Source organism: Nocardia sp. NBC_00881 (genome assembly GCF_045207455.1).
GTDB lineage: Bacteria > Actinomycetota > Actinomycetes > Mycobacteriales > Mycobacteriaceae > Nocardia.
Window position 1 is genome coordinate 1927603 of sequence record NZ_CP108798.1, and the last position, 25850, is coordinate 1953452.

Consider the following 25850-nt stretch of genomic DNA (forward strand, 5'->3'; position numbering starts at 1 on the left):
GGCGCGGCTACTTCGGTGAATCGCGACATCACCAACGCCTACCCTGAGACGGCTGATGCACTGTGTTGGTAGAGCTTGGATGCCCGAGCTAGAGAACCTGGTCGGCCGGCCAGATCTGAAGCGAGAACCCTCGCGCAGCGACATGACCGGAAGGCTGACATGCTCGATGTGCCGCGCTGGGTTTCGGGCACACCGTAATGTCGTGACATGCAGGCGAATCCGCGCAAACAAGATGCCGACGTCCCCGTGCAGCGCTGGCAGGACATACCCGGTTGGTTCACGTGGCGCGATGCTCAGGAAGAAGCGGTGGCGCATTTCGCGGGGGCAGTACTTTTGTCGAAGTCGGCCCTATGCGGCCGCTCGGCGCGCGGAGTGAGCGCGCGGCTTGGCGCGCGACTGGCCTTGTGCCACGCTGCCGTTGCGACGGCCGCCGCCTTGGCGCGGTCTGCCACTGCTCCGGCGAGGTCCGCCGCTGTTTTGGCGCGGTCCACCGCTGCTGCGGCGGTCGTCTTCACGTGCTGCCCGCTCACTGTATGAGGGGGCGACGAATGAGGCAATCGTGCCGACGATCTCGGCTACCACGGGCGAATCGGCGGTGACCCGTTGCGGGGTGACAGTGATCTTGGCCTTGCGCATGAGGTCGGCCAGGTCGCGTCGTTCGCCGGGCAGCACCAGGGTGATCACTTCACCGGAGTTGCCGGCCCGTGCGGTACGGCCCGAACGGTGCAGGTATGCCTTGTGTTCGGCGGGCGGGTCCACGTGTACGACCAGCTCGACATCGTCGACGTGCACGCCACGCGCGGCCACATCGGTCGCCACCAGCACCCGGGCGTCACCGGCGGCGAAGATCGCGAGGTTGCGGTCGCGGGCGCCCTGCGAGAGGTTGCCGTGCAGGTCGACAGCCGGAATTCCGGCGAGGGTCAGCTGCTTGGCCAGTTTGCGAGCCTGATGTTTGGTGCGCATGAACAGGATTCGCCGGCCGGAGCCCGAAGCGAGCCTGTGTACGATCTCGCGCTTGGCTTCGACGCTCGCGGTTTCGAAAACGTGATGGGTCATGGCGGCGACCGGGGAGTTCGCCTCATCGACGGAATGCAGCTTGGCATCCGGCAGGAAGCGACTGACCAGCTTGTTGACGCCATTGTCCAGAGTGGCCGAGAACAGCAGGCGCTGACCATCATTCGGGGTGGCCGCGAGAATGCGGGTCACGCCGGGCAGGAAGCCGAGGTCGGCCATGTGGTCGGCCTCGTCGATAACGGTGACCTCGACGGCATCCAGCGAGATCAGGCGCTGGTTCATCAGATCCTCGAGCCGGCCGGGGCAGGCGACGACAACGTCGACGCCGGCGCGCAGCGCCCGGACCTGCCGGTTCTGTGGGACGCCACCGAAAATGGTGGTGACGGTCATCCGATAGGCCGCGGCGAGGGGTTCCAGCGCGGCCGCGATCTGGGTGGCCAGTTCCCGAGTCGGCGCCAGCACGAGACCGGTGGGGCGGCTGGGTGCGCGTCTACCGGCGAGGCCGCCGCCGAGACGGTTGACCATCGGAATGGCGAACGCGAGCGTCTTGCCGCTGCCGGTTCGGCCACGGCCCAGCACATCGCGTCCGGCCAGCGAATCGGGCAGGGTGTCGGTTTGAATTGGAAAAGGTTTGGTGATTCCGGCGCGAGTCAGCGCCTTCACAAGGGGTGCGCTCACGCCGAGCGCGGCAAAAGAGATGTCAGCAGAAGTCATAGGTATTGCGGCGCCTTTCGGGCATCAGGTGGTGCCCGAGCCGTCTGCGGACCTCCGGGTCCGCACCGGGGGCACGAATGGCGAGATTGCCGATGGGCAAAATCGATCGCCGTAAGAAGAGCGGATGCGGCAAGCGCTGGTTGCGAAGCGAATGCGATCTACGACGCTTGGCGTGACATGTCACGCTTTTGATCAACTATAGCCTGTGGTGAGCGGTTGATACTCATCGGGTGAGGTTTCTCGCTTGCGAGGCCGGCTGCCGGGCTCACGGTTCTGGGGGACGGGGGCACACTTGGTCCATCGCTGGAAGGGCTTCTGCCCCGTGAAAATCAGCCCCACATGAGTCTGCGGCGTCGTGCCATGCGACCGTACTGCTCGCTCTGGTCGTCCGACGGCGTGACCGGAGTCGCCGGGTTGGCCCGAGGGCTAAATTGGCGGGCCCCCCGTAACGGGCGATCGATCTTCCCGGCCCGAGATGGAGGGATCGGCGGGCTTCGTCGATGAATCGGTGGCGAGCTTCACGTTGAGCTTCGCAGGCTCGATGCCATTCACTGTCGGCTTGGCGATCGGGGGAGGAGATGGTGTCCCACACGGCGTGGTCGGCGTTGTGCATCGCCATACGCATCGGCGAAGTATCTGGATGGCGCGTCCGGGAGATCGACACCAACACCTGGATCTGGACTGTGCGCCGCCAAACCACCCCCGCGTCGCACATCTCGACGAGGGAGTGCCAGTTCGAGAAAGCAAGTGCGCATGGGTCTTTGAGCTCGTCTTCGACCTGTTTGTAGAGAGCTTGCCAGCCGCGTACACGGGCGTAGTTGATATCGACCAGGCCGTCGCGTTTGGCTTGTTCCATGAGGCGTACGAGGACCGCGATGGTGTTCTTGATGGTGGGCTTGCCGCAGCCGTCTTCTTCGATCCATTGGACGACTGCGCGGTCGACGATGCCGTTGGTGATCGCGGGCACCGCGAGGTGTCCGAGGGTGGGCAGCACTCGTTTGCGCCATCCGCACAGATAGGGGTCGGTCGTCTTCAGTTCCAGCCCCTTGAGCGCCAGCTCGATGTTGGCCTCGCCGTAGTCGGCCAGCGACCAGTTGGCGCGCACCGGGTCGATGCCGCGTGCGGACAGGTGCAGCATCCGGTCGATCCAGTCCCGGCGAGATCTTTGGTCGCGAAGCTCTCGGATTTGGAACGCCGCTCCTTGGTACCCGGATCGGTCCACCGCAATCGTGCGCGGAATGGCTTGCCACCTCTGCGCGTCTCGAGGGTCTCGATGTCGTGGGACAGCTTGATCCCGATCGGTATGCAGCCGCAGCAATAATGTGTCGAGTTCGGGGTCATTGCCGGTGGTAGCAGCTACCCGGCCGATCTCGGCCAGCAGCGCCGCTGGTAAGGCGCGCCGCGTCGAGGGCAGGGTTCGGGGTTTGTCCAGTTTGGCGGTCGGATTGTCGGCGGGATCGATGATGTCGTCGTGTTCTGCCCGGCGGTAGAGGTAGCGCAGTGCGTCGATGACGTGCTGGACGACTTTGCGGCCGTCGCGCCCGTTGCGGCGTCGCACGCGCGAGGCCTTAATTTTCTCGGCGAGTTGTTCGAGCTGGGCGAGGGTCACCTCATCGATCCGGCGCTCGGGCCACCCGTTTTGTTGGAGGAGTTTGTCCCAGTAGGTCTTGTAGTGATCGCGGGTCCGTCCGGCGGGCATTGCGTCGTGGACGGCTGGGATGAATTCGGCGAAGGTGGGTGCGGGCGGGCGTGGTGGCGGTGTGGTGTGCAGGTCGGCGGGGTTCAGGCCGAGCCCGTCCAAGACCCGCAGCGCCGCCGCGATGTCGGCCGCGCGGGCCGCGCCGGCGCTCACGGCAGGTCTCCGTCGTCGGCGCCGGCGAAGCGGCAGGCGGCCATCTCAGCGAGGACCTCGGGTGGGTAGACGACGAGGATGCCGTGGGTCGGGTCGGCGGCCAGCAGCACCCGGGCGCCGATGACCAGACCCACCGCGTGGCGGGATTCCGCGGGCAGCCGCAGATGGCCGTGCTTGGTGACACCGACCGTTCCGTAGCCGGTGCGGGAGATGATGATCAGGTCCTCGTGCACGCGCCAGCGCAGCCGATCACCTGGCTTCCAGGCGAGCACATCGAGTAGTGCCCGGTCCATCACCCGCCCATTCGTATCGATCGGGCGTATCGAGTAGAAGCCGGTCTGTGCGTGGCGCTCACGAATCCGCGGCAGCGGCAGACCGGACCCCGACTGCCCCGCAGGGAACCGACCGGTGGTGCCGGGCACGAGAAGCGGGATGACCGGCGCGAGCGTGTTCTCAGTCACACGAACCACCCCCGCAGGCGGAAAACCGCAGGTCAGCGAGGATGGGAAAGAGGTGGTTGTCAGGGCATTGCCCTGACACGTGGATTGGGTAAATTCGCCCTGTTTTTGTGTCCGGAGGGGGACTTGAACCCCCACGCCCGATAAAGGGCACTAGCACCTCAAGCTAGCGCGTCTGCCATTCCGCCACCCGGACCGGTGGTGCTCAGCAAGATTATCGGATCACTCCTCGTGGACCAAATCGCGCCTGGACCTGGCGATACTCGGGGCGGCTTCGGCGGCGACGCCGCGCGGGCCGCGCGACCGAAGGGTTTTGTTTCGGGCGCACGCCCCGCGGGGGTGTCAGTGGAGTTCTTCGAAGGTACGTTCGAAGGCGAGGGTGCCGTGGCCGTCTGTTACCTGGCGGTCGAGGAGGGATTGGAGGGGAGCCACGAAGTCGAGGGTGACGCCCGCGTCGTGGCTGGCGCGGTTGATCGCATCGAGTGCGGATTTGTGGAATGCGATGGATTGGACAGGGTCGGCGTAGTTGCCGGCGTCGATGACGCGACCTTGGTATGGAAGTGATTGGGTCATCGCGGCGACCCACGCGGCGGCCCGTTCGCCGAACTCGGCGGCCGAGACGCCGACCGAACGCATCATTGCTGCGCCGTGCAAGAAGCCACCGAACATCGCGTACATGGCCGCGAGCAGGGCGAAGTCGTAGGTTGACGCGAGTCCCGCGTCGTCGCCGAAGTACTCTGCGGCAGCGAGCAATTCGAGGGTCTCGCGGTGGGCGTCGAAGACTTCATGTGAGCCGCTGTAGAGGATCGAGGCGCCCGGCTGACCGATCATGGACGGCACCGCCATGATTCCGCCGTCGAGGTAAGCGCTGCCGTGCTCGGCCGCCCAGGCCGCGAGTTCACGAGCCTCGCCGGGAGCGGTGCTTGTCAAGTTGATCAGCTGCCGTCCGGACAGCCGGTGGGCCACCGGGTCCAGGGTGGCGTGTACCGAGGCGTGGTCGAGCAGGACTGTGATGATCAGCCCTCCGGCGCGGATCGCTTCGTCGACGGTGGCAGCACCGGCGGCTCCTGCCGCGACGAGGTCGGCGTCTTTGCCGGGTGTGCGGTTCCATACCGTCGTCGGCAGGCCCGCCTTCAGGAAGGCCGCGGCCAGCGCTTTGCCCATCGCGCCCAGCCCCAGGATCGCGACCGGGGTGTTCGTAGTCTCCGCCATTGCGGTTCAACTCCTTGGAAGGTTGAAAACGTGGTCAGCGCGCTGAACCCAAGGTTGCCCTTTGCCCGGCGGACCGGCAAGTACCTACTATTTTGTCTGGTACTTACCAAACGGTGTGTAAACAGGTAGAGAGGTCGGACGATGGGCGCGAAGCGATCAGGGCCGTATTTCTGTGGTATCGACGCCGCGATGGACGTAGTCGGCGGCAAGTGGAAGGCGCTGATTCTGTGGGAGTTGGCGAACCACCTGGTGCGGCGCTTCGGCGAATTGCGCCGGGGCCTGCCGGGCGTCTCGGAAAAGATGCTGATTCAGCAGCTGCGGGAGCTGGAGGAGGACGGGATCGTAAACCGGGTCGTCTATCGCGAGGTGCCGCCACGGGTCGAGTATCGCCTGACCGCTCGCGGGATCGCGCTCAACGCCGCTCTGGAACCACTGGGCGCTTGGGGTCGCGACCGCATAGATCGAATCGGCGCGGCGCGCGTGCACCAGTCGGACTGACTCGCCTATCGTTGTGCGCCCGAACAGCGGTCGGTGCGACTGTGATCTCATTCGGCTGTGACGAACCGACAGGCCGCGAGCCACCATCGGGCAAGTCGGAGAAGGTCCGCGACTTCGTCGTCCAGAGTCTCGGACGCGGACGCTGCCGTAGGAGCCTGATCCGCGGTCTCGGGAACGCGGATGCGATCACGCAAGGCGAAAGCGAGTTGGAGTGCGGCCTCCGCGGATCCGCGTTCACGGTCGGGAATCCCCTCCCTGGCTGTGAATCGGGCCAGTATCTGCGAATCCACCGCGCCACGGTAGGGCCGCAGCCGCAAGAGCACATCACGGATCTCCACGACCCCACGATGCAGCCGCAGTGTGGTGATCCGCCGGGTGCCGGATGCCGCCTCGAGGGGGAACATGCTCTCGGGGAACGCAATGGCCATGGATTCCCACAACGACCGAAGCCGTCGCCACCGCCGCCCTGTCGCGTCGTAGCCGAAGGCACCTATCGCGGCCTTCACCGGGGGTGCTGCCGCCACCGCAGAGATCGCGGCAGCGATCCATAAGTCCTTGCCGGCGTTCACGCGGAGTCGGAAGGCCACCGACTCGACAAGCCCCAGCTCCTGCAGAAAGGCGAGCCCCACCGCCAGCGAGGTCGTCGCCGCGATAACCGCCGACGACGCCGCGATTCCGCCCAGCATCACTCGCTCGCCGAGCGTCGCGTCCTGCTGCTGGAACTCCGCGGAGCATCGCGTCGCCATACGGACTGCGAGCACGAGCGGCAAGATCGAGAACGCCACCCCGACGAGCACGCCATCCCACCCGCCGCAGACCTCGAGAGGTACCTGCTCGGCGCGGGCCGTTGCCCCGGCCAGCAGCATCACCAGGGAAAGCATGCCGGCGGCCGCGCAGTACAGGATCTGTTTGCGCCGCACTATAGCCGGATTCGCTCCCGACAACAGGCTGATGACGCAGAGAAACGGCACGATCGATACGAGGATGGCGCACAGGGACAGCTGCTGCAGCATCGTGGCGGTCAATGGCGACCGAGCAGCGACAAAGTTCTGTATCGCCTGCTCCCGCAACAGTTGCGGAAGGATGATCAGAACGAGAGTGGCGTTGAGATACCGCTCTGCGGGCGTGCTGCGAAACCAGCGCAAACGCAGGGCCACAACCAACACCATCAGCCCGATCACCGGCCATGCGGCCGCGGCGGGAACCGACGAGGTCATTGCCGCGTAAACAAGACGTTCCTGCAGAAGGTACCGGGGGAGGGCACCGATTACGATCAGGATGATGCGGATCCGCCCAGAGCCTCGAGCAGGCTGATTACCCACCACAGCCGAGTGCGCGCGGCCCTGGCTCGGTGGAGAGTGCACTGAGGCTCGTCCGTCAGGTGGTAGGAAAGGGGACGTGTCCGCAACTGGCGAAGGAATTGATCCGAACAGAAGCTCACGCGCGGTGTCGGAAGTGGTGGAGCTGGTCAGCACGCTGATCCGCTTCGACACCTCCAACACCGGCGACCTGGCCACTACCAAGGTCGAGTGCGAGTGCGCGCAGTGGGTGGCCGATCAGCTGAATCAGGCGGGGTACACCACCGAGTACGTCGAATCCGGGGCGCCGGGGCGCGGCAACGTGTTCGCGCGGCTCGAAGGCGCCGATCGCACCCGGGGTGCGCTGCTGATCCACGGGCACCTGGACGTGGTGCCCGCCGAGGCCTCCGACTGGAGCGTGCATCCGTTCTCGGGCGCGGTGCGCGACGGCTACGTGTGGGGTCGCGGCGCGATCGACATGAAAGACATGGTCGGGATGATGCTGGCGCTGGCCCGCCAGTTCAAGCTCGAGGGCACGGTGCCGCCGCGCGATCTGGTGTTCGCCTTCCTCGCCGACGAGGAGAACGGCGGCAAGTGGGGTTCGCAGTGGTTGGTGGACAACCGGCCCGACCTGTTCGAGGGCATCACCGAGGCGGTTGGGGAGGTCGGTGGTTTCTCGCTGACGGTCCCGCGTCCCGACGGCACCGAACGCAGGCTGTATCTGGTGGAGACGGCCGAGAAGGGTCTGGGCTGGATGCGGTTGCGCGCCAAGGCCCGCGCCGGTCACGGCTCGTTCCTGCATGAGGACAACGCGGTGACCATCCTCTCGGCCGCGGTGGCGAGACTGGGTACACACACCTTCCCGCTGGTTCTCTCGGATTCGGTAGCCGAGTTCCTGGCCGCCGTCGCCGAGGAGACCGGGTTGGAGCTCGACCCGTCCAGTCCCGACATCGAGGGCCAGCTGGCCAAGCTGGGCACCATCTCCCGCATCATCGGCGCGACGCTGCGCGACACCGCGAATCCGACCATGCTGCAAGCGGGCTACAAGGCCAACGTTATCCCGCAGACCGCCGAGGCCGTGGTCGACTGCCGCGTAGTCCCAGGACGGCAGGCGGCGTTCGAGCGTGAGGTGGACGAATTGATCGGCCCGGACGTCGAACGCGAGTGGATCACCAAACTCGATTCCTACGAGACGACCTTCGACGGCGACCTGGTCGACGCGATGAACAACGCGGTGTTGGCCCACGACCCATGTGGCCGCGCCGTGCCCTACATGCTGTCCGGTGGCACGGACGCGAAAGCGTTCGCCCGCTTGGGGATTCGCTGCTTCGGTTTCGCACCGCTGCAGCTGCCGCCGGAGTTGGACTTCACCGCCCTGTTCCATGGCGTCGACGAGCGGGTTCCGGTGGAGGCTCTCGAATTCGGCACCCGCGTGCTCGAACACTTCCTACTGCACAGCTGAACCGATCCGAAAGAGGTTCCATGACTGACAACCCGTACGACGCGCTTCCTCAGCTGCCGTCCTTCACCCTCACCTCCGACGATGTCACCGACGGGCAGCCGCTAGGCAACGACCAGGTCAGCGGCGTGTTCGGCGCGGGAGGCAACGACATCTCGCCGCAGTTGTCCTGGTCGGGCTCCCCTGCGGAGACCAAGAGCTTCGCGGTCACGGTGTACGACCCTGACGCGCCCACCGCGTCCGGGTTCTGGCACTGGGTAGTCGCCGACATCCCGGCTGGCGTGACCTCGCTCTCCAGCGGCGCGGGCAGCGGGGAGGAGGGCGGAGCGATGCCGTCCGGGGCGATCACGCTGCGCAACGACGGGGGCTTCCACGGCTACGTCGGCGCGGCACCGCCGCCTGGTCACGGCCCGCACCGCTATTTCATCGTCGTGCACGCCGTGGACGTCGAAAGGCTCGGCATCGATGAAAACGCCACACCCGCCTACCTCGGTTTCACCTTGTTCTCGCACACGCTGGCCCGCGCCACCCTGATCGGCACCTACGAGCAGAAGTAGAACTCGGACACGAGCTGTGGTCCTGGGCGAAACGCTCAGGGCCACAATGCTTTCTCCTATGCATCCGCCCATCTGCATACCGCCGTTACTCGAGTTGGTCGCCATTCATGACATGGGTTACCCAGGCGGGATAGACCCCTCAGAGATGGGGACGGGTTGGGGCGGGAGGCGTTTCGAGGGATATGGATATCCTTCTGTCCGTTGTCACCGCGCCAAGAGAAGACCCAGAGGAGGACTGATGGGTTCCGAATGCACTGTCCGCGAGGTGGTGGACATGATCATCGAGCTCGGTCTTGTCGACCGGTCCATACCCGCGGAGAGCTTCGAGCCGGACGTACTCGACGAGCCACTGAGCTACTTCGGACACACGGCCCAGGAGGCCGTGCTCAGTCTGCTCAGCGAACTGGAGATTCGATACTGGTTCGATTACAAGACGTTTCGCGGCATCCACGAGGCCGACGACGACGAACGGCTGGAGTGGTATCGGGAAGAGTTGCAGTCGATCGCCTCCTGCAGCCGCGGCGTGGCGAACATCACCAACGTGCGACTGGTCGAGAACGATGCGGACTGGCGGCTCCAGTTCGACTGTAACGGCGAGACCGAGTCGTGGCCGGTGTATCCCGGGGATGAGGACGAGGCTTTCGAAGCCGGGCTTGTCTTCGCCACGCACCTCACCGGGATCCCCGCGAACTCCCCAGAGCGCTTTTGTGCCGTGGATCCCGGGGACGAGGACGTGAACGGGGAAGCCGTCTTCGGCGATCCCGAGGCGCTCAATCGGCTGGGCGCGCATTTCGGACTCACATTCACGGCGTAGCCGATCGAGAGACCGGCCGACAGCAGACGTGAGTGGCTTTGCCGACCAGCACCTGAGGGCCGGACAATCAGGTCTGGTCAGGCCGATAGCGTAGCGGCAGTTGAACGCTGGTACCCCTGCCGACCAGAGGCGGTACGCTACCGCTGAACGGCGACCCACGCGGGCTGCTTGATGGAATGATGAGGGAACGAAGTGAATATCCGCACGGAAACGGCCTTTGTGCTGTTCTTCGCCGGGCTCATCTTCTTGTGGGCACTGGTTCTCGGTGTGTGGAAATGGCAGGCGATGACCAACTCGCCGAATGGCTTGGCACACCCCTACGTCGATATCGCCCACCGAGCCGCATTGCTGTACGCGTTCGCGACCGGGCTGATCGCGGTGTTCGTCGAACTTTCCGGTTGGCCGTCAGCGGTGAACTTCGCTGCGGCTGCGGCGATGATCCTGCTGTTCGTGGTGACGATCGCGAACTATATCCGGCTCGGATTGCGGCGTGAGACCGACAACCAGATGCGCAACCCACCGCCCTCGATGCGTTTCGTGCTAGCCGCTCTGATCGTCGGTGAGATCGGAGGCTTCAGTGTCCTACTCATCGGCTTCGCCACGGCGCAGCTGTAGTACGCCGACCTCTTGGTATCCCCTCCGACGCCGTCTGCTGACCGCTGGTGAGAAATCCCGATCCGTCCGAGATGGATGTCCACCTCTCGGTTTTCTGGCACGGCGCCCGACTGGTAAGGCGGGCGCGCGCGGCACTGGTACGACGTGGTTGAGGTAACGACGGACGACCCGGAAGGGTATCCGAGAGTGCCTATGAGCGGTGGCTCGGATCGATCATCGTAGCTACCTGCGGGAATTGTGGTTGGCCTTCCTCGGACGTCGAGACCTTTACGCGCCGATGAGATCTGTGGCCGATGCGGAGCCCGGCCGTGCGTGGACGGTCTCGCCCGGCGTGATGACGACCGGATCAACAGCCAACGGCACGTCACTGACGCTCGGGACCACCGCCGCAGGGTCGTCGGCGGGCACGGGGAGCTGCCCAGTATCCGGCTCGACCGCCCACGGCGCGGAATCCGTGGGAATCCAGTGCTTGCGACGCCTGCGCTTGGCTTCCAGATAGTCGCGGGCCCGCTCACTGTGCACCTTGGTCCGCAACGGCACCGCGGTGACTTGCAAACCGGCCTGCCGCAGGGCTTCGACCTTGCCGGGGTTGTTGGTGAGCAACTGCACCGAACGCAGGCCCAGATCCGTCAGAGCGCGCGCGGTCGCGACGTAGGTGCGGGCGTCGGCAGGGTAGCCGAGCTTCTCATAGCTGGCGAATGTATCGGTGCCCGACAGTTCGCTCTCCCGGTATCCGAGCGCCTTCGCGATCAGTCCCGCGCCGCGGCCCTCCTGCTCCAGATAGACCAGCACCCCGCAACCCGCAGCCTGAATGAGATCGAGCGCCTTGTCCAGCTCGGGCCCGCAGTCGCAGTCATCGGATCGCAACGCCTCACCATACAGGCAACGCGAGTGCACCCTGACCAGGCATCCGTCGGTTACCGCACCGAACATCAACAGGTGGCCCCGCTCGTTGTCCTCGTTCAGTTCCACCACACGAACTCGCAAATCATGCCCCTTGCGACCGAACCGATGATCGGTATCGGCAAGGCCGGAGACAATTCTGGTCAATGCTCCTCCGTAGCGAGTCGGAATATCCGTTCGACCTCACTCACCAGTGGCATTGCGCCGGGGACATCCCCGACCGATTGCGTCGCCACCATCGCGGCGGTCGCCCAGACGTAGTCGTTGCGTTCGGCGGGGCGGCGCGTCGAAACGAGACGATATACCAGCGCGGCGGAGAAGGCGGCGTGAGCGCCGACCGAGTCCTCCAGCGCGGTCGGAAACGGCTGGAATTCAGCGCTGACCTGGTCGGACCACACCGCGCACCGGAAGTCCTGGATCGCGCACACCGACCGCACTCCGAGCGCACGCAGCAGCGTTGCGGTCTGGGCACCGGAGCCGGTGGCGCCGTCGGGCAGCATCGCCAGCGCCCCCAGTTCCTTGTCCGCGCCGACCAGATAGTCCACTGCGCCGAGGTACTGGTAGAGATACTGGGGGCGGTCCAGCGGCGGCGCCGGATGGACGACCACCAGCGGCCGGGTTCCCAGGCACCGCAGTTCCGCCATGATCTGCTCGATCACCCCGGTCGGTTGTTCGAAGGTGAGCAGTACTGCATCGGAGCCGGCCAGCGCGTTGCGGATGCCCGCACTGCGTAAATCCTGGGCGCTCAACCGGATTCGCTCATCCTTGCATCCGATCGTGCTGGCCGCGCCGGTGCCGGCGATGATCACCGACGTGACCGGCGTCGGCGCGTAAGGCACCACCTTGACCAGTTCGGTGTCGACCCGTTCGCTGCGCAGATATTCCAGAATGCGACTTCCGGCGTCGTCGTCGCCGACCGCCGAGATCAGGCGCACGTCCAGCCCGAGCCGGGCGGCCGCGACCGCGCGGGTCAGGCCCTTACCGCCGGGATGCTCCTCATAGCTGCCCCGGGCGGTGCCGCCCGGGCCGGGAATCCGGTCGACCAGGTACATGTGGTCGATGACCGCGTCACCGATCACGGTCACCGCACCGCGGGACTTCGCCGAAACCGACTGGCGCACGGTAACTTCCGACGCACCGATGACGGCATCGACGGCGTGCGCGCCGTCGAAGACCGACGCCGTGGCCAGCAGGGAGGCCAGTTCGGTGAACGCACGGTGCTCGGGCGCCGCACGCAGCGACCGAACCGTCGGCGCGGCGGGAATCCGTTGCGCCCCCATGGCTTCGTGCAGCACATCCCAGCGCTGGGTGAGATATTCGCGACGCTCACCCAAATCCGAGGCGTACAGACGGTCGAGGTCCACGCCGTTCGGCGGACGCTCGCGCAGCAGACCCAATGACAGCTCCGCATCGACGATCAGCCGGTGGGTGGGCTCCAACCGCAGTACCAGCTCCTGCACCAGCGGCAGCACCGCCTCCTCCCGTGCGATGTCGGCACGCCACGCGTACTGGCGCACGGCGAGCAGATCCAGCAGCGGCAGCACGTCGATTTCGGTGTTGCGCAAGCGGTCCGAGCTCAGCCCGGACCGTTTGCACAACCGCGTAAGGATATTGCGAACGGCAACCATTCCCGAGTCCTGCGGGACAACCATGGCGAATGCCCCCCTCCTCGATCGGCGCGCCGTCGGTGCGCCGCGCTCACGTCAGCCACTCGGGTTTAGTCAACCAACGAACTGTCAATTACCAAATTACAACGGCAATTGCGCGCGGGGAACGGCAAATGCCACACTGGATGTGGCGATCCCCATCGCAGCACCAGGCATTCGGGAGGGCTGGTGATGAAAGTGATTCTCCTGATATGGCAGATTCGACGGCGACGGCAACACCGCCCCGCCGGACCAGAGACCGAGCTGGTGGCGAAGTCGGTGGTGGACTGAACGAGCCGCCCAACTCACCCGCAGCAATCCGCCTGGCCGCCGTCCGCTCCACCGCAGCGAAGAAGCGCCCACAGGTCGCCTGTGCGTCCGCCGGGCCGAGCACCGCCTCCTGCGATCGGTGCGCCTCGGCCAACTCGTCCGCCACGGAGCCAGCCGTGGCGACCTACGCGAAGTGGGCGTGGCGGGCGGGCAGGCAGCGAGGAACAGGCATGGCGACTGAATTGGTGCACTCCTCGCCTCACCCGCGAACAGACACGAGCCGCAATGGACCTGAGCGAACTGCTCAGCGCCTTCGGCTCGGCAACGGACCTGTCGGCCCACGAGTGCGCCGACGCAAAGGGAATCACCCTGCAGCACGAATCGACCGCGCTGGCTCAGCAGATGCACGACAGGAGGCATTCGTGACCATCGATCCCAGCACCCCTGGAGCCGGCCTCACTCCACCTGTTGCACCGGAGACAACAATGACCGTTCACACCACCGAATGGACGATGACCAGTGACATCACCCCGGAGTCGGCCTACCGCGACATCGAGGGCACCGACATATGGCGGCTGAGCTGGCTGCCGAACCGGTCACTGACCCGCGCCCAGGCGCAGGCGGGTATGGAACTCGACGAACTGCTCAGCGACCCGCACGGGGTACACGACCGGATGATCCAGGCCCGCGCCGACACCTATGCCGACCAACTGGGCATACTGCGCGAACACGCCGTGATCCTGCTGGCCAAGCGGATGGCGGCGAGATTGAGCCACGACCAGCGAGCGAAAGGCGACACAGCGCCGCCGGGGCCCGGCCCGCGTACCCGACGATTGCGCACCCACAGCATCGAACCGCCATTCGTGCACGGCTGACAGATCGACCGCGCTGCCGACGCGACTCAGGCGTCGGCGGTGTGCTCCGCGCCGACGGCCTCGCTGATACTGCGATATCCATCGGCGCGCACCCGATCTGCGAGACCACGATGGATCTTGCGCATCCAGAACGGGCCGCCGTAGATGAAGCCTGTGTAGCCCTGCAACAGGGTGGCACCGGCAAGGATGCGTTCCCATGCCTGGTCGACAGTTTCGATGCCGCCCACCGAGATGAGCACGAGACGGTCGCCGACGCGGCGGTACAGGCGGCGCAGAACCTCGAGGGAACGGTCGGCGACTGGTGCGCCGGACAGGCCTCCCGGGCCCATAGCGGCAACCTCGGCGGGACCTGTGCGCAGCCCATCGCGACGGATAGTGGTGTTGGTGGCCACGATGCCCGCCAGACCGAGCTCGACGGCGAGATCGGCCACCGCGTCGATGTCCTCGTCGGATAGATCCGGGGCGATCTTCACCAGGACCGGCACGCGCACACGGTCCAGAACCGCACGCAGAATCGGGCGCAGCGATTCGACGGCCTGCAGGTCACGCAGGCCGGGGGTATTGGGGGAGCTGACATTGACGACGACGAAGTCGGCGTGCGGACCGAGCAGGGCGGCGCTGGTCGCGTAATCGGCGGCAGCGTCGTCGGGTTCGACGATCTTCGTCTTGCCGATATTGGCGCCGATCGGCACGCCCCCGCGTCGGTTGCGCAGCTGTTCGGCGGCAGCGGCCGCCCCGTGGTTGTTGAAACCCATTCGGTTGATCAGGGCACGGTCGGCAGGCAGCCGGAACAGCCGCGGCGCGGGATTGCCCGGCTGGGCCTGGGCGGTGACGGTACCGATCTCGGCGAAACCGAACCCGAGCGGGGCCCACGCGTCGATGCCGTCGGCATTCTTGTCGAAACCGGCGGCCAGGCCGAGCGGCGCGGGGAACTCGACCCCGAACGCAGTGCCGCGCAGGACGGGGTCATTCGTGGTCAGTAGCTCGGTCATCGCCCAGCGCAGCGGCGGGAACCAGGCGGCAAACCGCATGGCGGCAAAGGCCAAGTGGTGGATGCGTTCCGGCGGGACCAGGAACATCAGTCGTAGTAGCAGGGCGTACATCGGCTCACATTCCGGGTTCGGGCTGAGGTATTGCGGATTTTCGTCGGCGCAGCAGCACCCGCCTGCTGCCGTCGGTGTAGGCCCGCACCCGCGACAGCTCCCAGCCGCCGAACTCGGCCTGGATCGTCAGCCGCATGGACGCGGTCACCCGCGTCACGTCGGGTGGCAGGCGCAGCGGCACATACTCGTAATCGTCGCTGCTGGTCTCCCAGCCCGCGGGTAGGGCACGCTGACGCGCCCGGTGCGCCGCCGGATCGGGAGATGCCGCGGAATCGTCGCCCGCGCGCGGTGTCCGAGCCATCAGTGCCCTCTCTTCCGATCGTTCGCACCGATCCGTTGCAGACCGTCGCCGGTCGCGGACCCCACGAACAAGTCACCGGTGCGCTGCTCGATGGCCACCGAGTTCGGCTGCCGAACGGTCGAGTAGCGGCCCACTTCCTCCGGTATACCCGTCGACAGGTCGAATCCGACGACTTCGTTGCTCTGCGTACACGTCACCCATACGGTGTCGGACCGCTGGTCGTAGGCGAGCGCGTAAGGCGACGATCCTACCGGGAACCGCTGACGCAGCACGAGCGGTCCAGCACTATAGACCAGCAGTTCGTTACCTGCGGTGTCGGCGACGACGATACGGCCGAACGGATCGGTGACCAGGTTGGTGGCGCCGTCGCCCGCGCGAAGCGCCGGACCGAGGCGGTCTGCACCGAGGTCGAGCTGGGTCAAAGAGGTTTGGCGGCGGTCCAGCACAGAGACGTGTTCACCGGTGAGCGCGACCGCGTCGGCGGAGGCAAGTCCCGACACGGTCGCGGCGACCTTACCGTCGGGGGAGACGGTGCGGACCCTGCCGTCCGCGGTGCCGACCATCAGCGACCCGTCCTGGCGCTGCTGTACCGACTCGGCGTCGCCGTCGACCGGTATCTCGCTCATCACGCCGGTCATGAGGTCCACACGGATGACACGGTTCGCCGCGGGCACCAGGACTTCCCCCGGCTTGCCTTGGGCCAGACCCGCCCCGTGCGCGGGCAGCTGCAGGGTGCGCACGCCGGGATCCGGAATGCCTCCGCGGCCGACGCGGGTGAGCGTTGCGGGATCGACGACGAAGAGCACGGCGGTGGTGTCGCTGCTCGCGTCGAGCGCGACGAGCTGCCCGGTGCCCACCTCGGCGAGCAGTCCGCCGACCGGAGTCGCGAGCGCGAAGACCTCGCCCGCAGGCCGCGCGCTCGCGGCGGGCGCGACCGCGGCAGTGGCCGGTTCCCTGGTCGGCTGATCGTCACCGCCGGTGCCGGAGGAGCATCCGGCCAGCAGCACCAGCAACGCCACACCTGCGAATGCCGAGCAGACCGAGCCACGAGGGCGCATCCACCGAACTCCTTCTACCGACGAATCTTCCGCAACCGAACCATCTGACCATGATGACGTAACCGACCGACCGACCGGGTCTCTACTCGAGCAGAATGTCGGTGATCGGGGTTACGGTGGACTCCACACACTGTCCGAATCAGGGAGTTCCGGTTGAAAGCCGACAATCCGTCGGGATTTACCATCGACGACATCACCGTCGGCGGCTACGCGCACGGGTTCGGCACGACGGCCGACGGCCGCCCCTACGCGTTCCGCACGATCCGCTCGACCCTGATGCTCGAGATCTACCGCCGCGACCTCGACAGCGCCGTCCCGGCCCCGGAAGACGTGGTGGCGGTCGCCGAGGCCAGAGTCACCGACATCGACCTCGAGGACGAACGCAGTGTCATCGCGCTGGTGCGGGATATGATCCCCGACGCCGCACCGGTCGAAGCCGCCGCGGACCGGGACGTCACGACCGTGCGAGCCCTGCTGGGACGAATCAGCGCCGTAATCGAGGGTATGTAGACAGTGATGACTGACACACCGCTCGCCCGGGCCGCCCGGATCGCGGCAGGCCTGCTGTGGGTGGCCGTCGCCGCGGCCTGCAGCACCGGCCCGGACGAGGCCGCCGTCGACGCCGCGCGCTCCTCTGCGAACGCATCGCTGTCGGCGTCGGTCACCGCCTCGGCCAGCGCCGCCCACCGGCCGCTACCCACCGCCGCCGAGCTCGACGCCCACATCAAACGGGCACTGGACCCGGCACTGCCCGACAGCGAACGCACCGACCTGATCGAGGACGGCGAGGCCTTCCGCCAGGCTATCCCCGACATGTACAAAGCGCTGCAGGACAACCCCCGCGCCGTCTACGGCGTCACCGACCCCGTCTTCGACAACCACGACGGCACGCTCACCGCGACCATGCGGCTGGACAAGGACGGCACCGGCACCACCGTGCGCACCACCGTTATGCACTTCGTGCTCGTCGACGGCAAGTGGAAGATCTCGCGCACCGACTTGTGCGGCATCCTGCGCTCCGCCGACTACCGCACACCGGCCTGCGGCTGAACCGGGCTCCGCGACTCGATGCTGAGATCCGGATCGCTGCGGTGGGGACGGTTCGTCCACCGCAACCGCTATCTCGTGCTGGCCGCGTTCGTACTGTTCGTACTGGTGTCGGGTTGGTACGGCCGCGACCTGTCCGGGCGGCTGACCCAGGAGGGCTGGTTCGACGAGAACAGCGAATCGGTCGCGGCCGCCGAACTGGCTGACAACGCCTTCGGGCGCGACACCGACAGCGACCTGATCCTGCTCTACACCGCTCCAGACGGGAAGACGGTCGACGATCCCACCGTCCGCGGACCGGTGACCGAACAACTCGCACACCTGCTGGCGACCTATCCCGACCGCATCCTGAAGATCGACAGCTATTGGGACAGCCCGTTTTCCACACAGGCCACCGACGCCTCGCACACCCACGCGTTCGCCAGCATAGGGTTGCGCGGCGCGGGCACCGCGACCGTGGAGAACTACACAGCCATCAAAGACCATCTCGGCGCCGAGCGCGACGGCGGTGGCCCCGGCGGCACCACGGTGCAGCCGGCCGGATTGCAGCCGGTCGTCGAAGGCATCAACAGCGGCATGCAGCACGACATCAAACGCGCGGAAATCATCGCCTTGCCGATCGTGGCGATCCTGCTGTATTTCGTGTTCGGCGGCGTCATCGGGGCGCTGCTACCGGTGCTGATCGGCGGCATGACGATCCTGGGCACGCAGGGCGGACTGCGACTGCTGACCGACTACATCGACGTCAACGTCTTCGCCAACGCTGTCATGACTTTGGTGAGTCTTGGACTGGCGATCGATTACGGGCTGTTCACCGTCACCCGTTTCCGGGAGGAGCTCGCGGCCGGACACACGGTGGAGGAGTCCACTGCGCGTACCGTCGCGACCGCGGGACGCACGGTGCTGTTCTCGGCGGCGATCATCGCCATCAGCCTCGGCGCGCTGTTCATCTTCCCGATCGGGGTGCTGCGCTCGGTGCCCTACGGCGGCATCAGTTCGGTACTGCTGGCGGCGTTGCTGTCGGTGACCGCGCTGCCCGCGGCCTCGAGCATCGTCGGACACCGCATCGACTTCCTCGGGTGGAAGCGGTTCTCCCGAACCAGGACCGAGGCGCAGATCGACGCCGGGTTCTTCTCCCGGCTCGCGCTGTGGGCGATGCGGCGCCCGCTCGCGGTGGTGGTCTCGATCGCGCTCGGGCTACTCGCGCTGAGTATCCCCTTGCGGCACATCGAGTTCGGCGGACTCAGCGAGCGGTATCTCGCCGACGACAATCCGGCGCGGGTGGCGCAGGAACGATTCGACGAGCTGTTCCCGAGCTTCCGTACCGAGCCGTTGAAACTCGTCGTGGTGGGCGCGGACCCGCAGCAGTTGAGCGACATCCGATTCGCCGCCAACCAGGTCGCCGGGCTGACCGGACGGTTCGAGCCCTCCGCGCCGACCACAGACGGAATCAACGTGCTCGCCGCCGGGCTCGCCGACAAACGCGAAGCGGACCGGGTGATCGCGGCGCTGCGGGCTCTGCCCGAACCACCCGGGGTCGAGGTGATGGTCGCCGGGGTGCCCGCGCTGGAACGCGACAGCATCAACGGTCTGCTGAAGGGTCTGCCGACACTGCTGGCGATCCTGGTGTCCGCGGCGCTGGCGCTGATCTACGCGGCATTCCGGTCGGTCGTGCTCGCGTTGAAGGCCGTCGCGATGAGCGCACTCAGCCTCATCTCGACCCTCGGCGTGCTGACCTGGGTGTTCGTCGAGGGGCATGGCGCGGGAATGTTGCATTTCACGCCCGGACCGTTGATGTTCGCGGTGCTCGCGCTGATCGTGACAGTGCTGTTCGGGCTGTCCACCGACTACGAGGTGTTCCTGCTGTCGCGGGTGTCGGAGGCGCGCGCCGGAGGCGCCGACGCGCCGGAGGCGATCCGCTACGGCATCGCCCACACCGGCGGCGTGATCACCTCCGCGGCCGCAATTCTCATCGTGGTCACCGGCGCGTTCGGATTCTCCGACCTGGTGCTGATGAAATACATCGCCTACGGGATGATCGCGGCACTGATCCTGGATGCCACCGTTATCCGCATGCTTTTGACGCCCGCCGTCCTGAAAATGATCTGGCGGTAGCTCCACGTCGCGTAGGCCGCCGTGGGGCACATTCATCGGCGGACGGGAAGGACCAATTGGGCGCCGGTGACCGGGTGGTCGAGGACCTCCACCGGGTGCTGGTAGACGCGAGTGAGCAAGGCAGTCGTGAGGACGTCGCGGGGTGGGCCGTCGGCAGCGATGCGACCGGATTCGAGGACGGCGACGCGGTCGCCATAGGCGGCGGCGATACCGAGATCGTGCAGGACCACCACCACGGCGGCGCCTGCGGCGGCGCGAGCGGTGGCCAGACGCAGCACGGCTTCCTGGTGGCCGAGGTCCAGTGCGGCGGTCGGCTCGTCCAGCAGCAGGGTGCCGGTGTCCTGGGCGAGCACACGGGCCAGCGCCACACGGGCGCGTTCACCGCCGGACAGCGTCGGAAACGCCCGGGCGGCAAGGTGTTCCACGTCGGTGGCGGCCATCGCGGCGGCGATCTGCACCTCGTCGCGTTCGCGGCGCTCGGTGCGCACCCACGGCGCGCGGCCCATGGCCACCACTTCTCGTGCGGTGAACGGGAATCCGACGGTGTGGCTCTGCGGCAGCACGGCCCGCCGCCGCGCCATGTCCAACGGCGACCAATGCGCCAACGCCCGCCCGTCGAGCTCGACCACTCCTTCGCTGGGCGTCAACTCCCCGGCCAGCGCGGCCAGCAGCGTCGACTTGCCCGCACCGTTCGGGCCCACCAGCGCCACGACCTGCCCCGCGGCCACGTCGAAGTCGACCCCCTCGAGAACACGCCGACTGTGCGCCCCACCGCCGCCGCGCCGATCCACACTGACCCCGACCGCGCGCACCGTCACCACCCCGCGTTCCGGCGCCACCGGCACTTCCTGCCCTCGAGCGAACACCCCGCCCAACCCGTGCCGCACCCCGCTCACCGCTCACCTTCCGCACGAATGCCACCGATCGAGGGGTACACCACGGAGCGGCTTACTCGGCGTTTGCCGCAGCTCTGTGCCACTCGACGGAGAGCGCGGGCGGTCACGCCCAGCCTCCGGAGCGGGCTCGGGTGCGGCGCAACAGCCAGAAGAAGAAGGGGCCGCCGATCAGGGAGGTAAGCATGCCCAGGGGGAGATCGGCGTTGTCGACCAGGGAACGCGCGGCGACGTCGGCGGCGAGCAGGACAACGGCGCCGACGATGGCGCTGAGCGGGATCAGGACACGGTGGCCGGGGCCGACAAGCATGCGCACCAGATGCGGGACGATGAGGCCGACGAACAGGATGATTCCCGTGAACGCGACACCGGCGGTGGCCAGAACAGCGACGACGACGATCACGTTGCGGCGCAAACGCTCCACATCGACACCGAGATGGCGCGCCGCGGACTCACCGAGCGCGAGCAGGTCCAGCCGGGGCGCGATGAGCACTGACGCGGCCACACCGACGGAAGTGAGGCACGCGACCACGCCGACGGATTCCCACCTGGCGCCGTTGAGCGACCCCAACTGCCAGAACACGATCTGGTCGCGGGCCGCCGGAGAAGCGACGAACAACAACAACGCGATCAACCCGCCCGCGAACGCGTTGATCGCCACACCGGTGAGCACAAGCGTGACGACCTCGGTGCGACCGTTGGAACGCGCCAGCACATACACCAGCAACGTGGTCGCCAACCCCGAGGCGAACGCGGCCGCCGCCACTGACCATGCAGCGACGAACGCGCCGCCGACCACGATCACCGTTCCCGCACCGACCGCCGCGCCCGCCGATACCCCGATCACCCCCGGTTCGGCGAGCGGATTCGCGAATACCCCCTGCAACAGCGCACCCGCTGTCGCGAGCGCGGCCCCGACCAGCATCGCCAGCACCACCCGCGGGAACCGCACCTGCCACAGCGTCACCTCCCCGGCGGAATGCGCGGGCATCGGCCCCCACTCCAGCCCGATACGGTGCAGAACGCTGCCGGCCACCTCGGCCGGTGTCGTCGGCACCTGACCGATCGCCGCCGACGCGAGCGCCAGCACGATCAGCCCGGCGATTGCCACCATGAACACGATCGTCACCCGCGAGCGGCGCCGCGACTTCGGCGCAGCCGTGACCGTGGGCCCCGCCGGCTTCGTGGCCGAGGAGCTCATGCGGGCTCGGTACCGTACACGGCCTTGCTCAGCGCCGCGATTACCCGCCCGGTGTTGGGTCCGAAGCTCAGCAGCACCGCATCGGACATGTCCACCACGCGCTTGTCCCGGCCGGCCGGGGTCTGGGCGATGCCGGGCACCTTTTGCAGCCCGTCGACTCCGCCGACGGATTTCAAACCGTCCGACATCACCAGCAGCGCATCCGGCGCCGCCCCGATCATGGCCTCGCTGGTGATCGCGGTGAACGGCTCGGCCAACCCGGCGACGGTTCCCGCGTCGCGTGCGCCGAGCGCGGCGATCAACGCGTCCGCGCCCGACCCAGGCCCGGCCAGCATCGTAATGGCGGTAGAGCGCAGATACAGGAACGCTATGGTCAGTCGCGGATCCCGGGCGGGCACTGCGGCGCTCGCGGCGGCGATCTCGTCTCGGGTGCGCTGCGCCAGCGCCTGCCCACGATCCGGCACGCCAAGCGCGCCCGCGACAGCCTCGATCTGCGGCACCACCCCCTCCATCGTGCGCTGCGGATCGAAGTAGACGACCGTGACACCGGCCGCGCGCAGCTGCTCTCGCACGGCGGGCGCGGCACTGGTGGTGTCGGTCAGGAACACCGAAGGCCGCAGCGCGAGAACCGATTCCGCATTCAGCGACCCGTTGCCGCCTGACACGTTGGGAACATCCCGCACCGCGGGGAACGCGGCTGAGGTGCTACGCCCGACCAGCTTCGGTCCCAAACCGAGCGCGTAGACGATCTGGGCGAGGGTGCCGTAGCGGTCCACGGCGATGATGCGGCCCACGTCGCTGACGGTGACCTGGGTGCCGTCGAACGAGCGCACCGTCACCGGCAGCGCGGGCGTCGGTTCCGACCCGATCGGCACCGGGTCCAGATCACTCAACGTCGCCGTCGACGGCCCGTGTCCCGCGTGCGAGGTCCCACTGTCGGCACCGCACGCGACCGCACCGACCAGCACGCCCACCGCGAACACAGCCGAGACGGCACGCAACCCCCCGGTTCGGACTCGACGGAGACGCCCACCCACGGTTGCTGCAGTGCTCATGCGGGCAAGGCTAATCCGCCTCATTCGGTGCGTGCACTGACGTCGTCCAGTGCGGCCGCGATCGCGCGCGGCAGTTCGAGCGTTTCGGCAGCCAGCACCCCGGTGAGCTGCCCTATATCGCGGGCGCCGACGATCATGCTTGCGATGGCGGGCCGATCCCGGATCCAGGCCAGCGCTACGGCCAGCGGCGAGGTGCCCAGCCCATCCGCGGCGGTCACCAGTGCGTCCACCACCCGGGTGGCGCGGTCGTCGAGCCCGCTGCGAATCTCCGCGGCGGTAGCCTCGTCGGCGCCACGAGAGTCGGCCGGAACACCGTCACGGTACTTGCCGGTGAGGATGCCGCCCGCCAGCGGCGCCGAGGCGATCACACCGACACCATGATGCTGGGCCGCCGGCACGAAGTCGGCCTCCGCTCCGCGCGCGAGCAGCGAATACGGTGCCTGCGCAGCGGTCACCGGCACGATCGCGGCCAAGCTGGCCAGCTGCCAGGCCCCGAACCCACGTACCCCCGCGTAGCGGACCCGCCCGGAACGCACGGCCTGCTCCAGGGTCGCGGCGACCTCCTCGAGCGGCGTCCGCGGATCCCACACCGCGACATTCCAGATGTCGAGATAGTCGGTGCCGAACTCGAGCAGCGTCCGATCCAACTGTCCCAGCAGCGCCCGCCGAGAGGTGTCCACCGTGGTCCGCGCCACCTCGGGCCCGGGCACCGCGGGCCCGGTCGGTGCCGGAGCGCGGCGCAGCGCGATCCCCGCGCATCCGCTGAGCACCACATCGTCACGCGACACCAGATCCCCCAGCAGCTCGGCCAGAATCCGCTGCGCGCCACCGCCCGCGTAAGCGGGGGAGGTGTCCACCAGCGTGCCACCCGCGTCCACGAACGCCACCAGCTGCACCGCGGCGTCCTCGGCGTCGGTGTGCGATCCCCACGTGTGGGTCGCCAGGCCGATCCGGGACACCCGGAGGCCGCTGCGTCCGACCGTCCGCTGTTCCATCACCGTGTCCGCGCATTCGTCACGGCGCCAAGCCTAGAGTGTGCCGCCTCGAGTCGGCGTCCACGCGCACCGTGGGTCGCGGCGCAACGGCCCGACATGTCGGCAACGGCCCGACACGGTACTGTCGCTGCGAGATTGCGGCGATGATCACGTCGGTGCAACCGCCGGCACACCAATTGCCCAGTCGGATCGAAGGTTTCGGGCAGCAGGGAGAGGTAGTTCGTGGTTGAGTCGATGACCTGGGTACAGGCACTGGTGCTCGGTCTGGTGCAGGGATTGACAGAGTTCCTGCCGATTTCGTCGTCGGCGCATCTGCGCATCGTGTCGGCGGTGTTCTTCGGCGACGACGCGGGCGCCTCGTTCACCGCGGTCACCCAGCTGGGCACCGAGGCCGCCGTGCTGGTGTATTTCGCCAAGGACATCGGGCGGATCGTGCTCGCCTGGTTCCGCGGCCTCGCCGACAAGGCCCACCGCGGACTGGACTACCGGGTGGGCTGGTATGTGATCCTCGCCACCATCCCCATCGGCGTGCTCGGATTCCTGTTCAAAGACCAGATCCGCACGGGGGCGCGGAATCTGTGGCTGGTGTCGTTCATGTTGATCGCGTTCGCGCTGGTGATCGCCGCCGGTGAATACTACGGACGCAAAGAGCGTCCGATCGGGGAGTTGACCACCCGCGACGGTCTCGTGATGGGTTTCGCGCAGTGCCTCGCGCTGGTTCCCGGTGTGTCACGTTCGGGCGCGACGTCGACGGCTGGTCTGTTCCTCGGTCTCGAGCGCGAAGCGGCCGTGCGGTTTTCGTTCCTGCTCGCCATTCCCGCCGTGACCGCCTCGGGCCTGTTCAGCCTGCCGGACGCGTTCGAACCCGCCGGCCAGGGACTCCATGCCAGCGGGCCGCAACTGTTGGTGGCGACGCTGCTGGCGTTCGTGGTCGGCTACGCGTCGGTGGCGTGGCTGCTGCGGTTCGTGGCGCGGCATTCACTGGACTGGTTTGTCGGCTACCGCATCGTGCTGGGCCTGACCATCATGGGTCTGCTGGCGGGCGGGGTGGTCTCGGCGACATGATCGCTAGGCTGGCCGCATGACGGTGATCCTGTTGCGGCACGGGGCGTCGACCTCGAACCTCGCCCGCACTCTGGCCGGTCGCAGTACCGGCGTCGAGCTCACCGAGCGCGGCGACGAGCAAGCGAGGGCGGTGGCCGAACGACTGGCCGGGTTACCGATCGAACGCATCGTGCACTCCCCACTGCTGCGCTGCCAGCGCACGGTAGCGCCGCTGGCGGAGAAGTTCGGGCTCGAGCCGGTGTTCGATGAACGACTCATCGAAGTGGACTACGGCGAATGGACCGGGCGCCCGATCGCCGAACTACTCGAGGAACCGCTGTGGAAGGTCGTGCAGCGACACGCCTCCGGCGCGGTATTCCCCGGGGGCGAGGGCCTGGCGCAGGTGCAAACCCGTGCGGTGGCCGCGATCCGCGACCACGACCGGGCACTGGCCGAGCAACACGGCCGCGACGCACTGTGGGTGGCGTGCACGCACGGCGACGTGATCAAATCGGTGCTCGCCGACGCCCTGGGCATCCACCTCGACGGCTTCCAACGGATCATGGTGGAGCCCGCCTCGATCAGCGTGATCCGCTACACCCCGACCGCACCCTACGTGTGGCGGCTCAACGACACCGGCACCGATCTTTCCGCCCTCGCGGCGACCGGACCGCAACGCTCGGCGCCGACATCTGCCGCCGACGCCGGCGCCGCGACCGCCGACGCCTCCGGGCCGGTTCCCGGCGGGGAGCTTGGTGGTACCGGAAGTGCGGATAATGGGAATGCGGAGCGCTGAGATTCCTTGTAAACGATGTAGCAACCGTTGTATGGAAGCCGCGCGCCGCGGGTAGTC

26 protein-coding genes and 1 tRNA gene are annotated in these 25850 nt (G+C 67.3%); 12 read left to right on the top strand and 15 right to left on the bottom strand.

The features are described 5' to 3' along the window. Nucleotides 1–348: 348 nt before the first annotated feature. From OH799_RS07715 to OH799_RS07735, 5 genes are all read right to left on the bottom strand, one after another. Nucleotides 349–1728 carry a DEAD/DEAH box helicase gene (locus OH799_RS07715; RefSeq protein WP_406277113.1) on the bottom strand — a complete coding sequence of 460 codons (1380 nt, stop codon included), beginning with the start codon at nt 1726–1728 and terminating at the stop codon, nt 349–351. A gap of 265 nt (nt 1729–1993) precedes the next feature. Further along, complete coding sequence (locus OH799_RS07720; RefSeq protein ID WP_406277115.1) at nt 1994–3580, bottom strand: hypothetical protein; 1587 nt, start codon at nt 3578–3580, stop codon at nt 1994–1996. After that, nucleotides 3577–4041, bottom strand: coding sequence for a hypothetical protein (locus tag OH799_RS07725; protein ID WP_406277117.1), 465 nt, complete (start codon nt 4039–4041; stop codon nt 3577–3579). The genes OH799_RS07720 and OH799_RS07725 overlap by 4 nt, the downstream gene beginning before the upstream one ends. Nucleotides 4042–4149: 108 nt before the next feature. Beyond that, a tRNA-Leu gene (locus tag OH799_RS07730) sits at nt 4150–4234 on the bottom strand. A gap of 146 nt (nt 4235–4380) precedes the next feature. Continuing rightward, on the bottom strand, nt 4381–5250 hold the full coding sequence (locus OH799_RS07735; RefSeq protein ID WP_406277119.1) for an NAD(P)-dependent oxidoreductase: 870 nt from the start codon (nt 5248–5250) through the stop codon (nt 4381–4383). A 141-nt stretch (nt 5251–5391) separates the two neighbouring features. Between OH799_RS07735 and OH799_RS07740 the strand changes: the two genes are divergently transcribed. Next, a complete protein-coding gene (locus OH799_RS07740) occupies nt 5392–5748 on the top strand; it encodes a winged helix-turn-helix transcriptional regulator (protein ID WP_406277121.1) in 357 nt (118 codons plus the stop codon). 47 nt (nt 5749–5795) lie between these two features. On the opposite strand, the gene OH799_RS07745 is transcribed toward OH799_RS07740, so the two are convergent. After that, complete coding sequence (locus OH799_RS07745; protein WP_406277123.1) at nt 5796–7112, bottom strand: DUF6545 domain-containing protein; 1317 nt, start codon at nt 7110–7112, stop codon at nt 5796–5798. A 34-nt stretch (nt 7113–7146) separates the two neighbouring features. On the opposite strand from OH799_RS07745, the gene OH799_RS07750 reads away from it, so the two are divergent. From OH799_RS07750 to OH799_RS07765, 4 genes are all read left to right on the top strand, one after another. After that, nucleotides 7147–8508 carry a M20/M25/M40 family metallo-hydrolase gene (locus OH799_RS07750; protein WP_406277125.1) on the top strand — a complete coding sequence of 454 codons (1362 nt, stop codon included), beginning with the start codon at nt 7147–7149 and terminating at the stop codon, nt 8506–8508. Nucleotides 8509–8528: 20 nt separating this feature from the next. Then, on the top strand, nt 8529–9062 hold the full coding sequence (locus tag OH799_RS07755) for a YbhB/YbcL family Raf kinase inhibitor-like protein (RefSeq protein WP_406277127.1): 534 nt from the start codon (nt 8529–8531) through the stop codon (nt 9060–9062). A gap of 238 nt (nt 9063–9300) precedes the next feature. After that, a complete protein-coding gene (locus tag OH799_RS07760) occupies nt 9301–9876 on the top strand; it encodes a hypothetical protein (protein ID WP_406277129.1) in 576 nt (191 codons plus the stop codon). 198 nt (nt 9877–10074) lie between these two features. Continuing rightward, a complete protein-coding gene (locus tag OH799_RS07765) occupies nt 10075–10491 on the top strand; it encodes a hypothetical protein (protein ID WP_406281899.1) in 417 nt (138 codons plus the stop codon). Nucleotides 10492–10758: 267 nt separating this feature from the next. Here the strand turns inward: OH799_RS07765 and ribA are convergent, their stop codons facing one another. Further along, on the bottom strand, nt 10759–11541 hold the full coding sequence (ribA, locus tag OH799_RS07770; RefSeq protein WP_406277131.1) for a GTP cyclohydrolase II RibA: 783 nt from the start codon (nt 11539–11541) through the stop codon (nt 10759–10761). Continuing rightward, a complete protein-coding gene (locus OH799_RS07775) occupies nt 11538–13046 on the bottom strand; it encodes a PfkB family carbohydrate kinase (protein WP_406277133.1) in 1509 nt (502 codons plus the stop codon). Before OH799_RS07775 ends, ribA begins: the two co-directional genes overlap by 4 nt. Before the next feature lie 549 nt (nt 13047–13595). Here OH799_RS07775 and OH799_RS07780 point away from each other — a divergent pair. Then, nucleotides 13596–13736 carry a hypothetical protein gene (locus OH799_RS07780; protein ID WP_406277135.1) on the top strand — a complete coding sequence of 47 codons (141 nt, stop codon included), beginning with the start codon at nt 13596–13598 and terminating at the stop codon, nt 13734–13736. A gap of 59 nt (nt 13737–13795) precedes the next feature. Further along, nucleotides 13796–14185: a hypothetical protein gene (locus tag OH799_RS07785; protein WP_406277137.1), complete on the top strand. Its 390-nt coding sequence runs from the start codon at nt 13796–13798 to the stop codon at nt 14183–14185. Between the two features lie 26 nt (nt 14186–14211). Here the strand turns inward: OH799_RS07785 and OH799_RS07790 are convergent, their stop codons facing one another. From OH799_RS07790 to OH799_RS07800, 3 genes are read right to left on the bottom strand one after another with little or no spacing between them, the layout of a single operon-like run. Next, the gene (locus tag OH799_RS07790; protein WP_406277139.1) at nt 14212–15288 is read right to left on the bottom strand and encodes a quinone-dependent dihydroorotate dehydrogenase; all 1077 of its coding nucleotides are present in this window, start codon (nt 15286–15288) and stop codon (nt 14212–14214) included. 4 nt (nt 15289–15292) lie between these two features. Beyond that, the gene (locus tag OH799_RS07795; protein ID WP_406277141.1) at nt 15293–15589 is read right to left on the bottom strand and encodes a DUF5703 family protein; all 297 of its coding nucleotides are present in this window, start codon (nt 15587–15589) and stop codon (nt 15293–15295) included. After that, nucleotides 15589–16647: a YncE family protein gene (locus OH799_RS07800; RefSeq protein ID WP_406277143.1), complete on the bottom strand. Its 1059-nt coding sequence runs from the start codon at nt 16645–16647 to the stop codon at nt 15589–15591. The genes OH799_RS07795 and OH799_RS07800 overlap by 1 nt, the downstream gene beginning before the upstream one ends. 153 nt (nt 16648–16800) lie before the next feature. On the opposite strand from OH799_RS07800, the gene OH799_RS07805 reads away from it, so the two are divergent. The 3 genes from OH799_RS07805 to OH799_RS07815 are packed head-to-tail and all read left to right on the top strand — an operon-like array spanning nt 16801 to nt 19809. Next, nucleotides 16801–17157: a hypothetical protein gene (locus OH799_RS07805; protein ID WP_406277145.1), complete on the top strand. Its 357-nt coding sequence runs from the start codon at nt 16801–16803 to the stop codon at nt 17155–17157. Between the two features lie 6 nt (nt 17158–17163). Continuing rightward, entirely contained in the window at nt 17164–17697 is a 534-nt protein-coding gene (locus tag OH799_RS07810; RefSeq protein WP_406277147.1) for a hypothetical protein, read from the top strand. Nucleotides 17698–17715: 18 nt separating this feature from the next. Further along, nucleotides 17716–19809 (top strand): MMPL family transporter, encoded by a 2094-nt coding sequence (locus tag OH799_RS07815; protein WP_406277149.1) that lies wholly within the window; start codon nt 17716–17718, stop codon nt 19807–19809. Nucleotides 19810–19841: 32 nt separating this feature from the next. On the opposite strand, the gene OH799_RS07820 is transcribed toward OH799_RS07815, so the two are convergent. From OH799_RS07820 to OH799_RS07835, 4 genes are all read right to left on the bottom strand, one after another. Continuing rightward, nucleotides 19842–20705, bottom strand: a complete 864-nt coding sequence (locus OH799_RS07820) for a heme ABC transporter ATP-binding protein (protein WP_406277151.1) — start codon at nt 20703–20705, stop codon at nt 19842–19844. A gap of 103 nt (nt 20706–20808) precedes the next feature. After that, nucleotides 20809–21816 carry a FecCD family ABC transporter permease gene (locus OH799_RS07825; RefSeq protein WP_406281902.1) on the bottom strand — a complete coding sequence of 336 codons (1008 nt, stop codon included), beginning with the start codon at nt 21814–21816 and terminating at the stop codon, nt 20809–20811. A gap of 83 nt (nt 21817–21899) precedes the next feature. After that, nucleotides 21900–22958: a hemin ABC transporter substrate-binding protein gene (locus tag OH799_RS07830; RefSeq protein ID WP_406277153.1), complete on the bottom strand. Its 1059-nt coding sequence runs from the start codon at nt 22956–22958 to the stop codon at nt 21900–21902. Nucleotides 22959–22978: 20 nt separating this feature from the next. Next, complete coding sequence (locus OH799_RS07835; RefSeq protein WP_406277156.1) at nt 22979–23953, bottom strand: aldo/keto reductase; 975 nt, start codon at nt 23951–23953, stop codon at nt 22979–22981. Nucleotides 23954–24175: 222 nt separating this feature from the next. Here OH799_RS07835 and OH799_RS07840 point away from each other — a divergent pair, with 222 nt between their 5' ends. Next, nucleotides 24176–25018, top strand: coding sequence for an undecaprenyl-diphosphate phosphatase (locus OH799_RS07840; RefSeq protein ID WP_406277159.1), 843 nt, complete (start codon nt 24176–24178; stop codon nt 25016–25018). Between the two features lie 16 nt (nt 25019–25034). Next, nucleotides 25035–25793, top strand: a complete 759-nt coding sequence (locus OH799_RS07845) for a histidine phosphatase family protein (protein ID WP_406277162.1) — start codon at nt 25035–25037, stop codon at nt 25791–25793. The last annotated feature ends 57 nt before the right edge of the window (nt 25794–25850 follow it).

Excerpts from the sequence above, each read along its gene's own strand:
- OH799_RS07800 (WP_406277143.1), bottom strand. The coding sequence starts at position 16,647 with ATGCGCCCTCGTGGCTCGGTCTGCTCGGCATTCGCAGGTGTGGCGTTG.
- OH799_RS07830 (WP_406277153.1), bottom strand. The coding sequence starts at position 22,958 with ATGAGCACTGCAGCAACCGTGGGTGGGCGTCTCCGTCGAGTCCGAACC.
- OH799_RS07785 (WP_406277137.1), top strand. The coding sequence starts at position 13,796 with ATGACCGTTCACACCACCGAATGGACGATGACCAGTGACATCACCCCG.
- OH799_RS07835 (WP_406277156.1), bottom strand. The coding sequence starts at position 23,953 with ATGGAACAGCGGACGGTCGGACGCAGCGGCCTCCGGGTGTCCCGGATC.
- OH799_RS07780 (WP_406277135.1), top strand. The coding sequence starts at position 13,596 with ATGGACCTGAGCGAACTGCTCAGCGCCTTCGGCTCGGCAACGGACCTG.
- OH799_RS07825 (WP_406281902.1), bottom strand. The coding sequence starts at position 21,816 with ATGGTGGCAATCGCCGGGCTGATCGTGCTGGCGCTCGCGTCGGCGGCG.
- OH799_RS07775 (WP_406277133.1), bottom strand. The coding sequence starts at position 13,046 with ATGGTTGTCCCGCAGGACTCGGGAATGGTTGCCGTTCGCAATATCCTT.
- OH799_RS07795 (WP_406277141.1), bottom strand. The coding sequence starts at position 15,589 with ATGGCTCGGACACCGCGCGCGGGCGACGATTCCGCGGCATCTCCCGAT.
- OH799_RS07760 (WP_406277129.1), top strand. The coding sequence starts at position 9,301 with ATGGGTTCCGAATGCACTGTCCGCGAGGTGGTGGACATGATCATCGAG.
- OH799_RS07735 (WP_406277119.1), bottom strand. The coding sequence starts at position 5,250 with ATGGCGGAGACTACGAACACCCCGGTCGCGATCCTGGGGCTGGGCGCG.
- OH799_RS07845 (WP_406277162.1), top strand. The coding sequence starts at position 25,035 with ATGACGGTGATCCTGTTGCGGCACGGGGCGTCGACCTCGAACCTCGCC.
- OH799_RS07810 (WP_406277147.1), top strand. The coding sequence starts at position 17,164 with ATGACTGACACACCGCTCGCCCGGGCCGCCCGGATCGCGGCAGGCCTG.
- OH799_RS07755 (WP_406277127.1), top strand. The coding sequence starts at position 8,529 with ATGACTGACAACCCGTACGACGCGCTTCCTCAGCTGCCGTCCTTCACC.
- OH799_RS07715 (WP_406277113.1), bottom strand. The coding sequence starts at position 1,728 with ATGACTTCTGCTGACATCTCTTTTGCCGCGCTCGGCGTGAGCGCACCC.
- OH799_RS07815 (WP_406277149.1), top strand. The coding sequence starts at position 17,716 with ATGCTGAGATCCGGATCGCTGCGGTGGGGACGGTTCGTCCACCGCAAC.
- OH799_RS07740 (WP_406277121.1), top strand. The coding sequence starts at position 5,392 with ATGGGCGCGAAGCGATCAGGGCCGTATTTCTGTGGTATCGACGCCGCG.
- OH799_RS07790 (WP_406277139.1), bottom strand. The coding sequence starts at position 15,288 with ATGTACGCCCTGCTACTACGACTGATGTTCCTGGTCCCGCCGGAACGC.